Consider the following 13,570-nt stretch of genomic DNA (forward strand, 5'->3'; position numbering starts at 1 on the left):
CTTTCTACACAGAGGACGAACACAGGCGGATTGCCTCTTCCGTGCCTAACAGACGACCCGAGCAGTTCTCAGCCAGTCGGCAGGCGCGCTGCCAGTCATCTTCGGTATCAACGGTCAGCCGCAGGCTTGGCGCCTGCTTGACGAGCGGCACCTGCAGGTGGCCAATCCGGAAGTGTGCCGGGTTTTCCTCGATATACTCGTTCACGTGCTCACGCTGGTTCGGCTTGAGACCATCGGAATGACTGCGGTGCAGAGCCTCCCGGGTGAACACCTCCGCGCCTATCCCCACCGGCATCTGGCCGAAAGAATGACTGTAGTCATAGCCGCCGGAAATGTGCAGATCGAGCAGGCGATCCAACTCTTCCGTGTCGGTGAACGGATTGTCGGCCGTCAAGCGCACCACATGGTTGAAACCGTATTCCTGCGTGCACTGCCAATAGCGGTCCAGCACGTCCGCCTCACTACCACGGAAGCAGGCCGTATCCTGCGACTCGCACCACGCGACGATGGCATCGTCGGCTGCTTTAGTCGAGGTCGCGACAACGATACAGACCGGGTGATGCAGGTGGCGTAGCCGCTCGATCACATGCAACAGCAGCGGTCGACCATCGATCGGGCGCAACACCTTGCCCGGCAGTCGCGTTGACCCCATCCGCGCCTGGATGACAATCCCGAGCGTCACTCAAGATCTTCCCAGGTCAGAACGCTGTCTTGCGTCATATCATGCGCGACCCGACGGCCCGGCAACTGTTCGAAAAACTTTGGCGCGATGCCATAGCCCGGCCGCTTGATCGCGATGTCATCCGGCCCGATGATCTCCCCGGCTGCCAAGGCCCGCTGCAGCACCACGCTCTTCCGGTTATTGCGGCGCGTCTTCGACTCGCTAGCCGCCGGCTCCTTGACACCCGTGCCGCGCATGACTTCGAAGCTGCGAATGGCATCGACCAACCACTTCATCTCGGCAGGGTCGGCCGAAAGCATATGGTCCGGCCCTTCCGCCTTCTTGTCCCAGGTAAAGTGTCGCTCGATAATCCTCGCCCCCATGGCCACGGCGCAAAGCGACGCGACGGGCGTGAGGGTATGATCGGAATACCCCACGTCGAGATCTGGAAACGTCGACATCAGTGTCTGCATAGCTGCCAGGTTGACGTTTTCCGGATGAGTCGGGTAGCTGGTGATCGCGTGCAGCAACATCAACTGCCGGCAGCCCGCCTCCCGCATAGCTGCAACCGATTCCTTTACTTCATCGAGCGAACACATGCCGGTCGACAGGATTACCGGTTTACCGGTCTTCGCCACGTATCTCAGGAAGGGCAGATTGACGGCATCATCCGAGCCGATCTTGTGCGCCCCCACGCCACAAGCTTCCAGCAGGTCGACATCGCCCCCGTGCGATGGTGTCGAAAACCAGTCGACGCCACGCGACTCAGCATACTGAAATACCGCGCGATGCATGTCGGCATCGATTTCGTATTTGCGGAACAGCTCGAACTGCGACGCAACCCCCGTATTCTCCATATCGAATATGGCCTGCCGGCTCGATAGCGTGTCCGCCCGGTAAGTCTGCAACTTAACTGCGTCCACACCGCAGGCGACCGCTTCATCGATCAGGCGAACAGCCTGCTCGAGTGTGGCAAAATTCCCGCCCACTTCAGCGATGACATAGCATCGGCCATGACTATAACGTTTGAACACCTTTCGCCTTACTCCCTGTATTTAATGACGCGAGCCGGTACGCCAACAGCAATGCCATATTCCGGGACATCGTGGGTCACCACCGAATTTGCGCCTATAACAGCGCCTTTGCCGATATGGGTATTCATCAGAACCCTGGCACCGGCACCGATCCAGACATCGTCACCGATATCAACCATTCCGACCAGAGCGGGTTGCTCTCTAATCAAGACATTTCGTGCCACCCCATGACCGTGGTCGATGATCTGAACATCCGACCCAATCAGTACATTGTCGCCAATCCGGATGCAGTTCTTTGCGGTGATGATATTCCGCCTGCCTATGACAGTATTCTCCCCGATATATACTTTGGGATTTGGCAGGGTAAGTTGGAAGAACGCTTCATCCTGGATCGTCGAACCGGATCCGATCTCCAGCACTGAGCCAGAAGCCAGCCTGAATACAGCACTCCTCTTTATGACCACATCCTGGCCGCAGAGAATCCTGTATTTCCAAGCCTTATACTTGGTCGTTAGCCGTTGCCCCAGCCCGCCTCAGTTCCGGTAACTAGCTTTGTCAACTTTCGCCGGTTGGCTGGTCATTTACTTGCCGATGACCTGACTGCGGGACACATAGTTCCTTACGGTGAATTCGCGATCGTCGACCTTGGCGGTTTCGTCCTCGGTCTTGCGCGGCAGGTAGCAGCGGCGGCAAACCTCGCTGTCCATAAACCCCTTGTCGCGCTGGTGCAGCGCCCGTACCGCATTCATCTTTTCCCCGTGCCAGATCTGATGCACGGTTTCAGCATTGGCATCGCCGATGACTTCGCGGTTTTCCTCGTCGTTCGAACATTTCATCACCAGTCCGTCAGCGCCGATGACGAGCCGCTGATACTGCTGAGGGCAGGTGAAATTATCGAGATACTCGATCTGTGTGTCGTTGCCGAGATAGTCGATCAGGGGGTTGAAGGCCACCAGGTCCACATGCGGCGCGAACGTATCGTAATATTCCTGTACGTTCTCCCGGACCGCCGGCCATATGCCCTGTATCTTGATTACCGGCCGGTGCAGACCGCGCTCCTTCTTGTAGGCATTGATGGCGCGGATATTGTCCATCAGGTCGTTGAACTTGATCGGCTTGCGAATCTTCTCGTAGGTTTCGCCCACACCGTCCGCGGAAATGGTGATCCAGTCGAGGCCGGCCTCGGCGACCTGCCTGAAGAAATCCGGGGTCAGTTTGCCGCCATGGGTCAGGGTAGACACTTCCCTGATGCCACGCGACTTGGCGTAACGGATACATTCGACAAAGCGCTTGTGAAGCGTGGCCTCGCCACGCAGACTCAAACGGATCGCCGGCACCTTACCGCCGATCTCGTCAATAACGCGGGTGAACAAGTCCCAGTCCATGAGCTTGACGTTCACGTGCTCCTTGAACTTGGCCGTGATGGTGTAGCACATCGGACAGCGCAGATTGCAGACTGAAGCCAGCTCGAGATCTACCAGCAAGGGATAGTCGCTGACCTTCTGCTGCTTGGGCAGTGCCGACCAATCCGTCCGGTAGCTGGCGTATTCCTTCTCCCAGCCCTCGCCGCGATACTGTTCGAACCGCGCCTCGCGCTCCGCCGTATCCATAGAATAATTGCCCTTGTTGATGGGCACATAGCGTTTTTTGGCCATATCACTCATGATCTGCTCCGCACAACAAGTCGTGTATCCCGCCGGCAAGGTCAAAAGCCGGCTTCCATTCCAGAATCCGCGCCGCCAGGCTGATTTCCGCCTGCACATCGGGGATTTCCTGATGGCGCGGTTCCGCAGTGGACACCACCGGCAGACTAGTTCCGGCAACCGACTGCAATGCAGAAACGATATCGGACACCGAATGCGACACGCCGCTGCCGATATTGACCCGGTTGAATCCACCGGGCGCATCGAGCGATCGCACGAAAGCGTCCACCACATCCGGCAGGTAAATATAATCGCGTCGCGGGGTCAGGTCCATGACGCGGATTTCATGAGTATCCAACTGGCCGATCAGGGTCGGCAGCAGAAATTCTCTGCGCTGACCATGTCCAAAAACATTGAAGATACGCAGTACCGTGACGTCGGTTCCCTGAAAGTCATGGGCAAACTCGCAGCATTGTTCGCACAAATACTTGCTCAACGCGTAGGGATTGTTGGGACGGGCCGGATCGGATTCCCGTATCGGCAACTGCTGCGGGATACCGTAGACATAGGCACTCGAGAAAATCATTCGCGCCGCATTTTTGCGACACCAATCCAGCGCGTGTTGGGTGCCGGCCAGATTCGCGGAAACGAAGGCCGCCGGCTCCCGCCAGCTGTCCGGCACGTAGCTGCGCCCCGCCAGATGGATCAAGGCCCGGGCCGATGGCAGTGAAGCCCAGAAGCCGGCGTCCGTGACATCGCCATCTCCCCGGGACAGGCCAAGAATACGCCGCCCCTCTGCCTGCAGGCGTCGGCACAGAGCCCGCCCGATGAACCCGCCGGCGCCGGTGACAACAACATCAAGCACCGAGGAACCGCTGCTTCGTTGATTCAAATTCGTCAATCGCCTGCGCATAGTCATCAGGGCGACCAATATCGAGCCAATAGCCGTCATAGGGCCGTACCCGGGCCGCCTGACCGGCCGCCAGCAGGTCGAGCATCAAATTGTCAAACCCGTACGCCCGTCCCGGCGGGATATGCGCCAGAACAGCTGCCGACAGCATGTAGACCCCCATGCTGACCTGATAAGCTGCCATTGGCTTCTCACGGAACGCCGTCAATCGCTGATTGTCATCTGCTTCGAGCACTCCGTAGTCTATATGGTGCTCACGCCGCATCGATGAAATCGTAAACAACTCCCCGTTCCTGACATGCGTATCATAAAAATCCGCATAATTCAGATCAGTCAGGATATCGCCATTCATGACGAGAAAATTATCCGGCAGATCCGTGATCAGCCTGAGCGGACCCATGGTGCCCAGCGGCCGGTCTTCCAGCGAATAGTCGATGCGCACGCCCCAGCGGTCGCCATCCTGGAAGAAAGCCTTGATGATCTCCGCCTGATGGTTGACCGCCATGGTGATGCGGTCGAAGCCGGCTGCAACCAGCTGGCGGATGATCACTTCAAGGATCGGATACTCGCCAATCGGCATCAACGGCTTCGGCAGAACCACAGTATAGGGCCGCAGGCGCGTCCCACGACCGCCGGCAAGGATGACTGCCCGCCTAGACATTATAGATATCCGCCTTGTAACGCGCGATGTTCGCCGGGTCGCGGAACCATTCGATGGTTATGGCCAATCCCTCTTCCAGCGTGAAGCCCGGCCCGAAACCGGTCAGGGCGGTGATCAGGCTGTTGTCGCACAGGAGTCGCTCGACCTCGCTGTTGTCGGGGCGCAGGCGCTGCTGGTCACACTCGATCTCGACATCAACCTGCAGCAGGCGTGCGATCATCTGCACGGTGTCGCCGATGGAGATTTCGCGCCCCGAACCGATATTCACCGTCTGGCCGACAGCCTCGTCACAGCCCGCCAGCGCCAGGAAGCCGGCGCAGGTATCCAGCACGAAATTGAAGTCGCGCGTCGGCGACAGGCTTCCCAGTTTGATCCGCCGGCTGCCGGACAGCAGCTGCGTAATCACGGTCGGAATGACGGCGCGAGCGGACTGTCTGGGACCGTAGGTATTGAACGGCCGGGCAATGACAACCGGCAGGCCGAAGCTGCTGAAATAGCTGTAGGCCAGCGCATCGGCACCGATCTTCGTCGCGGAATATGGCGACTGCGCCTGCAGCGGATGCTTTTCATCAATCGGCGCATAGCGCGCAGTACCGTAGACTTCGCTGGTGGACGTCTGGATCACGCGGGGGACATTGTTGTCGAGCGCGGCCTGCAGCACATTCAGCGTGCCCTGGACATTGGTATCCACATAGCTGGTCGGCGCCTGGTAGGAATAGGGTATGGCAATCAGCGCCGCGAGATGAAACGCCGTATCGACGCCACGCATCAGCGTCCGCATCTGGGCCGGATCACGCACGTCGCCCAGCACGATCTCCATGTCGCCTTTCAGCGGCGACTGGTCGAGCCAGCCCCAGCTCGAAAAGGAGTTGTACTGACACAACGCACGGACCTTGCGGCCACTCTGCACCAGGAGCTCGGCAAGATGTGACCCGATGAAGCCGTCAGCCCCGGTCACGAGTATGGTTTCATCGCTTTTCATTATCGACGCCGCACTGCCATCAGATCCGCTCGACCTCCCATGGCAGCTGCAGTGCCGAAATGGACGGTTTGCGCGACTGCCCCAGCATCTGGATAATGCCGACGTTGTCATGCACCTCGAACCGGAGGTTCTCGACCACCGAGTAGATCGAGAAGCGGGAAGAAATCCCCGCCCGTATATAGAACGAGCCGGTGTTCAGGGCCGCCGGGGGAAACCGCACGATCGCGCGGTAACGGCCCGGCATCCGTGCCTCGAGGCGGGATGGCTCGAGTTCTGGATCAGACAGGCTGAAGATGCAGGTAAAGCCGTCTTCACCCATGATCTGAAGCCCGACCGACAGGCCGGAAAGCCGTTCCCGAAGCTCGTATTCGATCTCGATCGCGAAGCTCTCCACCAGGTTGATCCTGCTGGACGGTTCGCCCTTGGCATCGAGAACGCTGACCTTGTAGATCACCGCCTTGCCCTCAAGCTCCTCCGGGACCAAGTCATGCGTGCCGTTGACGCCGGATTCGCCCCGCGCGAGGTATTCCTGTACGACGCTGGCCGTTTCCCCGATGGCTGCGACGCGGCCGTCCTCGATATAGATCGTCTTCGGGCAAAGATTATTGATTGCCGTCATATTATGGCTGACAAACAGGATGGTGCGGCCGTCCTTGCCGACCTGATGCATTCGCCCCAGGCACTTTTTCTGGAAATTCGCGTCACCCACTGCGAGGACTTCGTCCACCAGGAGTATCTCCGGCTCAAGATGTGCCGCGACCGAGAATGCCAGCCTGACATACATACCGGAGGAATAACGCTTGACCGGTGTATCGATGAATTCCCCGATCTCGGCAAATTCCACGATTTGTTCGAACTTCGACGCCACCTCGCGCTGACTCATTCCGAGGATAGCCCCGTTCAGGTAGACATTCTCTCGTCCCGTCAGTTCGGGATGGAACCCCGTGCCCACTTCAAGAAGGCTGGCCACACGGCCCTTCAGTCGGATATGCCCGCTACTCGGTGCGGTGATACGCGAGATGACCTTCAGCAAGGTCGACTTGCCGGCACCGTTGCGGCCGATAATGCCGGTAACCTCGCCCTGTCGCAGTTCGAAGGAGATGTCGTCCAGCGCCATGAAGCGCTCGCCCCGCATCCGCAATGAGCGACTCTTTGCGGTCGACAGGTCGGAGACGCTGACGTTCGGATCCGGCCTGCCGCGCAAGCGGGCATACCAGCTCTGCATATCCCGGTACAACGTACCGTGATTAATGACGCCGAGGCGGTAATGCTTGCTGACGTTTTCGGCTCGAACAACGACATCGCTTACCATAATCGACCTCAGACCGTATCCATTGCACTGGACTCAGCGTGCGAAAACAGCACCAGCCCCACGAAAAACAGCACTGCCGCGACCGCCACATTGCTCAGCCACAGCGAGTAAGGAACGCCGGCCGATCCGAACAGCGCCATACGCAACGTCTCGATCGGCGCAGCCATCGGATTCAAATAGAAAACCCACTGGTACTTCTCGGGAATCTGCTGAAACGGGTATACAACAGGAGACGCATACATCCACAGCTGCGTGAGAAAACCGGTCGCAATGATCAGATCGCGATAGCGGACCGTGAGCGCAGAGACGATCAGACCCATCCCGATGCCCAATACGGCGACGTAGAGAATCAGTAGAGGGACCAGCAGAATAAATGGACCTGGCCATGTAATCCCGCTTCCGGCGAATATGAAGCCGACCATGATGACCAACAGCAGGCAGAACTGGATGCCAAAGGCGACCAGGCCGCTCATCGCCACGGCAATCGGCACTACCAATCGCGGGAAATAGACCTTGCCGAACAGCGAAGCATTCTTGGAGAAAACTTCAGAATTGTTCGCCAGGCAGGTAGCGAAATACGTCCACAGAACTATGCCAGACATATAGAAAAGATAGGGTGGCAGGCCGCTGGTGGACAGGTTGGCAATCCGCCCGAACACGACGTAATAGGTCAGCGCCGTCAGCGACGGCTGGATCAGATACCAAAGCGGCCCCAGCACCGTCTGCTTGTAGAAGGTGACAAAATCGCGCTTGAAAAACATCCAGACCAGATCGCGGTAACTCCAGAGGCTTTTCAGATCGACGCCAATCAGCCGGCCGCCCGGGCCGATCACCACGTCCCAGTGCTCCTTCTCCTGCGTCATGCCAGACCGGCCGAGGTATTGCGCGCGCACTGCCTGCCGGCAGACCCAGTAAAGTGAAATCCGGACACGTCGCCCTACTCCTTGTAATCCATGGCCTTGTAGCCATGCTTTTTCACCAGCTCGTCGCGCTCGGCAGCCTTCAGGTCCTCGCGGCTCATCTCGGCAACCAGCTCGGCAAAGGAGGTCCTCGGCGTCCAGCCAAGTTTTTCCCTTGCCTTTGAGGCATCACCCAGCAACGTCTCGACCTCCGTAGGACGGAAATAGCGGGCATCAACCGCGACGATGCAGCGTCCATCGGCATCGTACCCCTTCTCGTCGACTCCGTTACCCTCCCAGCGAATCCGGATTCCCAGTTCCTGCGCCGCAGCATCGACAAAATCGCGAACGCTGTACTGGGAGCCGGTCGCGATAACGAAGTCCTCGGGCTCTGCCTGCTGCAGCATCAGCCACTGCATTTCGACATAATCCCGGGCATGCCCCCAGTCGCGTCGAGAGTCGAGATTGCCAAGATACAGGCAGTCCTGCAGCCCCAGCTTGATGCGGGCCAGCGCCCGGGTAATCTTGCGGGTGACGAAGGTTTCACCGCGGATCGGGCTTTCGTGATTGAACAGGATACCGTTGCAGGCATAGATGCCATAGGCTTCGCGATAGTTGATTGTTATCCAGTATGCGTAGAGCTTCGCCACCGCATACGGACTGCGCGGATAGAAGGGTGTGGTTTCCTTCTGCGGGGTTTCCTGCACAAGGCCGTAAAGTTCGCTCGTGCTGGCCTGATAGAAGCGGCTCTTTTTTTCCAGGCCGAGAATACGGATCGCCTCCAGTATGCGCAGCGCCCCCAGTGCATCGGAGTTGGCAGTGTATTCGGGCTCCTCGAAGCTCACGGCCACATGGCTCTGTGCCGCCAGATTGTAAATTTCATCGGGCTGGGTCTGCTGGATGATCCGGATCAGGCTGGAGCTGTCTGTCAGGTCTCCGTGATGCAGGAAAAAACGGACATTCGCCTCGTGCCGGTCACGATACAGATGATCGATCCGGTCGGTATTGAACAGGCTCGTCCGGCGTTTGATCCCGTGAACGATGTAGCCCTTGTCCAGCAGGAATTCGGCGAGGTAGGCACCATCTTGGCCGGTTATGCCGGTGATCAATGCGACCTTGTTAACTACGTTCATTAACGAAAATCCCTCATCCCCTGATCGACGCCGATTTCAGAAAGTCCTGATAGGCCAGCGCCAGCCCCTCTTCCAGTGTCACCAACGGTCGCCAGCCCAATGCGTTCAGGCGGGCGCTGTCCATCAGCTTGCGCGGCGTGCCGTCTGGCTTCCCCGCATCGAATTCCGCTTCGCCGCGATATCCGACGGTCCGGCCAATCTGCTCGGCAAGCTCGCTGATGGTGATATCGTCGCCGCAACCGACATTGATGTGGCTCAGCATCGGCTGGGTATGCTGCTCATAGACGGCTTTGTCGAGGTTCATGACATACAGCGATGCGGCTGCCATGTCGTCGACGTAGAGGAATTCACGCCGCGGCGTACCGGTTCCCCAGATGGTGACACTGGCGGCGCCGCTCGTCTTGGCCTCGTGGAAGCGCCGGATCAGGGCCGGAATGACATGCGAGTTTTCAGAGTGATAGTTGTCGCCCGGCCCATAAAGATTCGTCGGCATTACGCTGCGGTAATCCAGCCCGTGACTTTCGCCATACTGGCGATTATAGCTTTCGCAAAGCTTTATGCCGGCGATCTTGGCAATGGCATATGGCTCGTTGGTCGCCTCGAGGGGGCCGGTCAGCAGCGCATCCTCGCGCATCGGCTGTGCGGCGAGCTTGGGATAGATGCAGCTGGAACCGAGGAACAGCAGCTTGCGAACGCCACTGCGGAAGGCAGCATCGATGACGTTCAATTCCATCATCATGTTGTCGTAGATGAATTCGGCCGGATAGGTGTTGTTCGCGTATATCCCGCCGACCTTGGCCGCGGCCAGGTAGACCTGATCGGGCCGTTCCTGCTCGAAAAACTGCCGGGTCGCGGCCTGATCGATCAGATCGAGCTGTGCATGCGTGCGCGTGACAAGACGATCGGACGGGTGGCCCGCGGCCAGCAGCGCGCGCACGATGGCTGAGCCGACCATGCCCCGGTGTCCGGCAACGAAAATCTTGGGTGCCAGCATGATGATTAACCGACCGCCCTGCCGTAGGCATCCTGTAACCGGACAATATCGTCCTCTCCAAGATAGCCGCCGGACTGGATCTCGATGATTTCAAGCTCCGTCTGCCCCGGATTGCGCAGGCGGTGCACGACTCCGACCGGAATGTAGGTCGACTGGTTCTCGCTCAACAGAAAGACCTCCTCGCCGCGCGTCACCTCGGCCGTACCCTTGACCACCACCCAATGCTCGGCGCGGTGATGATGCTTCTGCAGGCTGAGGGAGGCTCCCGGCCTGACGCCGATGCGCTTGACCTGGAAACGGTTGCCGGCATCGACCGTATCATACCAGCCCCAGGGCCGCGCCACCTTGCGATGAGTCACGGCCTGCGGTGAGCCATCCTTCTCCAGCCGGTCGACGATATCGCGCACCTGCTCCGCACGATCGCGATGGAGAACCAAGACGGCATCCATGGTGTCGATTACAAGTAAATCATCGACACCCAGCACCGCCACCGGCCGATGCGGCGCATGCACATAGGTGTTGTGGGAATGACGGGCCACCCCCTGCCCCTCAATGCGGTTGCCATCTTCATCGGGCGCGCTGAGATCGGCGACGGCATTCCAGCTTCCGACATCGCTCCATTGGCCGCGGAAGGGAACCATGACCATGCCCACATGTTTTTCCATCACGGCATAATCGATGCTCTGCGCCTCGCAGGCCATGAATGGTGCGGGGGCGGGGCGAATGAAGCGATGGCCGGTCGGCCCGATCTCCTCCTCGACTGCCGCGCAGGCCTGCCTGCAGGCCTGCAGGATCTGAGGCGCGTGCACCTGCAGGGCGTTCAGCAACGTGCCCGCCGTGCACAGAAAGATGCCCGCATTCCAGACGACCCGTCCGCCAAGGATCAGTTGCCGGGCCCGCGCCGCATCCGGTTTCTCGATAAAGCGCACAACCTGCCAGCCGCCGTCCGTGCGTTCGGCACCCTGTTCGATATAGCCATAGGCCGTACTGGGAAAACTCGGCACGATGCCGAAAGTGACGATTGATCCGGTGCGCGCCGCGCTTACGCCCTGCCGAACCGTCTGCGCAAAGGCCGCTGCATCCGGGATATGGTGGTCGGCCGGGCAGAATAACAGAAGCGCCTCCGGGTCGGCCTCCTCAAGCGCTGCCACGGCCATAGCGGCGGCAGTATTGCGCGGCGCCGGTTCCAGGACCGCGGCTCCCTGCACGCCCGCCTCTGCCATGGCATCGGCAACAAGGAAACGGTGGTCTTCGGCCGCAACTACAAGCACCTCGCGGTTCAGTATGGCGACCCGCTCGAGGGTCAGGCGCAGCAGACTCTTGCCGCCGATAAGGGGGACGAACTGCTTTGGGAAACTTTTGCGCGATAACGGCCACAAACGGGTTCCGGCACCACCGCACAGGATGACAGGGCGAATTATATCAGCCATGGCCAGGCAGGCGGTTGGGGGAAATCAGTCGAAGCATCACACAATTGATCAGAAAGAGAGCAGTGGTCAGATTGGGATACCGGGCGGAAGATGTGACGTTGTGGCCCGAAGCCGGTGTTCTGCGGGAAGGCCGGCCATCAGGGAATAGCCGGGAAGCAGAGCCCAACACGCTACCGCACTTCCGTTCGCCCCGGTCGGGCGCGGCTCCGGCGGATCAGCAGCATAGCTTGGGTCCGACGACACGAATCACTCTGTTCATCGGATGAACACATCATGCCAGACTCTTCCAATTTAAGGCAACCATTTGCTGTATTGGCAGGATGCAGGAATACGGGCGAAAACAACGTTGAACCGCCTATGTTCAGCCGCTTTTATACGTATAAAAAAGCTATTATCATACAATCGTGTATCTATTATCTGGATGCTGGCCACATAGCTGCAGCCCGTTTTTAAAATCAGCCCGGCATTTTCGATAACCAATTCTGAAACAAAGATAATTTTCAAGAAGCGTCCCTAGGCTGTGGTCAACCAGCCCCTGCAGAAGGAGCAATTGCTGGCTCGCGCATCACTGCCTCGACGGTCCGGTAGTGTTCGGCCATTTGCCGTTCTTCAGAGGTGCGGATCTGAGCTTGCATATAGGCGCCGAGGCCGCGGACGTGGCCGACCAGCAAGCGCCCCACCGGCAGCCGGGCAGTCTCGTACGCCTTGAGGGCCGCGACTGGATTATCCGGCGCCTACGCCAATGTCCTCGTGAGCGCCATGGCATCCGAGGCGGCTTTGGCCCCCCATGCCGCAATGCGGCCGGCGTGGTGACGATGCCGCGGTTATGGCGTTCGGTCGAGAATTCTCGCTTGATACGCATGAAATGGCCTCCGGATTTGGCGACAATTTGGTGACAAAGCCGGTTGAGCCGCTATTTCCTGGGGTATCTTCGGGTTTCCTGTCTTTCCATTAATCCATTGAATTTCATCAATTCTCTGGATTCGCGGAAGCTCACGAGAAAGTACAAAAAAATACTGTCTAATTTTACACCAAGGATGTCGGGAGTTCGACCCTCTCACCGCCCACCAGTTTCTCTGAAATATGACGCCCCCGGCGGGAATATGGCTCCGGAAAATCCGGGGCAATGACCTTGCGCGCGCTGATTGGCGCAGTCCGTGAACCTGCCTGATGAAGCAGATGCCCGTTTCGATGCGAATGGGGATAGAGATTCCCTGAGAGCCTGTTCAAGATTGCACCCGTGCTGGGTGTAATGCGGGGCAAATCAGGCTATGTGTTTTTACCTTCTCGCACTGCAGCTGTTTGTTGCTCTTGTCGAGGAGCAGAGCTTTGCGCGTGCGGCGGCCCGCGAAAATATTGCCGCTTCGGCGCTTAGCAAGCGGATCGCCGATCTCGAAAGCAGCCTCAAGGTTTCGCTGATCCAAGCTGAGCTCGCCAAGCTCATAGCAATTGATGGAAAAGCGGTATTAGGCATCAAACGCCACCAATAGCCGCGATTTTCGCGTGGCATCAGCTATTTATCAGTGACGATCGTCCGTCGGCCGTCCTATTGAAGATGACGCATTAAACTCAGCAGCTTCGCGGCAGCCACCTACCCAAGTGGTGGTCACTGATGACTAATACCGTGGAAAAGACACAATATATCGAGACACCAAGATGACAGGCTTGTGTGTGCGTGTTTCTTGTCGAACCGGTCGCAAGACTTTCTTCTACGAATATCGGCCGCCGAATTGTCGCCACGCGACTAAGCGAAACCTTGATGGAATCAGTACTTTGAAGGAAGCCACACGAGAGTGTCGGGAGTGTCTGGAGTGTCGGGAGTGTCGGGAGTGTCGGGAGTGTCGGGAGTGTCGGGAGTGTCGGGAGTGTCGGGAGTGTCGGGAGTGTCGGGAGTGTCGGGAGTGTCGGGAG

The 13,570-nt window shown here is 58.6% G+C and carries 13 protein-coding genes; 1 reads left to right on the forward strand and 12 read right to left on the reverse strand.

Going from position 1 to position 13,570, the window contains the following annotated elements; genetic code table 11:
- Positions 1-4: 4 nt before the first annotated feature.
- The 12 genes from ACFOOQ_RS22455 to ACFOOQ_RS22510 form a co-directional block, all read right to left on the reverse strand.
- On the reverse strand, positions 5-682 hold the full coding sequence (locus ACFOOQ_RS22455; protein ID WP_379729951.1) for a cytidylyltransferase domain-containing protein: 678 nt from the start codon (positions 680-682) through the stop codon (positions 5-7).
- Positions 679-1,695, reverse strand: a complete 1,017-nt coding sequence (locus tag ACFOOQ_RS22460) for an N-acetylneuraminate synthase family protein (protein WP_379729953.1) — start codon at positions 1,693-1,695, stop codon at positions 679-681. The genes ACFOOQ_RS22455 and ACFOOQ_RS22460 overlap by 4 nt, the downstream gene beginning before the upstream one ends.
- Before the next feature lie 8 nt (positions 1,696-1,703).
- Positions 1,704-2,114 carry an acyltransferase gene (locus ACFOOQ_RS22465; RefSeq protein ID WP_379729954.1) on the reverse strand — a complete coding sequence of 137 codons (411 nt, stop codon included), beginning with the start codon at positions 2,112-2,114 and terminating at the stop codon, positions 1,704-1,706.
- A gap of 162 nt (positions 2,115-2,276) precedes the next feature.
- A complete protein-coding gene (locus ACFOOQ_RS22470) occupies positions 2,277-3,359 on the reverse strand; it encodes a radical SAM/SPASM domain-containing protein (RefSeq protein WP_379729955.1) in 1,083 nt (360 codons plus the stop codon).
- Complete coding sequence (locus tag ACFOOQ_RS22475) at positions 3,352-4,239, reverse strand: NAD-dependent epimerase/dehydratase family protein (RefSeq protein WP_379729957.1); 888 nt, start codon at positions 4,237-4,239, stop codon at positions 3,352-3,354. The genes ACFOOQ_RS22470 and ACFOOQ_RS22475 overlap by 8 nt, the downstream gene beginning before the upstream one ends.
- A complete protein-coding gene (locus ACFOOQ_RS22480) occupies positions 4,196-4,909 on the reverse strand; it encodes a sugar phosphate nucleotidyltransferase (protein WP_379729958.1) in 714 nt (237 codons plus the stop codon). The genes ACFOOQ_RS22475 and ACFOOQ_RS22480 overlap by 44 nt, the downstream gene beginning before the upstream one ends.
- Complete coding sequence (locus ACFOOQ_RS22485; RefSeq protein WP_449265833.1) at positions 4,902-5,891, reverse strand: NAD-dependent 4,6-dehydratase LegB; 990 nt, start codon at positions 5,889-5,891, stop codon at positions 4,902-4,904. Before ACFOOQ_RS22485 ends, ACFOOQ_RS22480 begins: the two co-directional genes overlap by 8 nt.
- Before the next feature lie 19 nt (positions 5,892-5,910).
- Entirely contained in the window at positions 5,911-7,203 is a 1,293-nt protein-coding gene (locus ACFOOQ_RS22490) for an ABC transporter ATP-binding protein (protein WP_379729960.1), read from the reverse strand.
- Positions 7,204-7,211: 8 nt separating this feature from the next.
- Positions 7,212-8,066, reverse strand: coding sequence for an ABC transporter permease (locus ACFOOQ_RS22495; RefSeq protein WP_379729962.1), 855 nt, complete (start codon positions 8,064-8,066; stop codon positions 7,212-7,214).
- Positions 8,067-8,140: 74 nt separating this feature from the next.
- Positions 8,141-9,235 carry a GDP-mannose 4,6-dehydratase gene (gmd, locus tag ACFOOQ_RS22500; protein WP_379729963.1) on the reverse strand — a complete coding sequence of 365 codons (1,095 nt, stop codon included), beginning with the start codon at positions 9,233-9,235 and terminating at the stop codon, positions 8,141-8,143.
- Between the two features lie 13 nt (positions 9,236-9,248).
- Entirely contained in the window at positions 9,249-10,229 is a 981-nt protein-coding gene (gene fcl, locus ACFOOQ_RS22505; protein ID WP_379729965.1) for a GDP-L-fucose synthase, read from the reverse strand.
- Positions 10,230-10,234: 5 nt separating this feature from the next.
- On the reverse strand, positions 10,235-11,659 hold the full coding sequence (locus tag ACFOOQ_RS22510; protein ID WP_379729966.1) for a mannose-1-phosphate guanylyltransferase/mannose-6-phosphate isomerase: 1,425 nt from the start codon (positions 11,657-11,659) through the stop codon (positions 10,235-10,237).
- 1,271 nt (positions 11,660-12,930) lie between these two features.
- Between ACFOOQ_RS22510 and ACFOOQ_RS22515 the strand changes: the two genes are divergently transcribed.
- Entirely contained in the window at positions 12,931-13,149 is a 219-nt protein-coding gene (locus ACFOOQ_RS22515; protein WP_379729968.1) for a helix-turn-helix domain-containing protein, read from the forward strand.
- Positions 13,150-13,570 lie beyond the last annotated feature (421 nt).

Source organism: Ferrovibrio xuzhouensis (assembly GCF_042648965.1).
Lineage (GTDB): Bacteria > Pseudomonadota > Alphaproteobacteria > Ferrovibrionales > Ferrovibrionaceae > Ferrovibrio > Ferrovibrio xuzhouensis.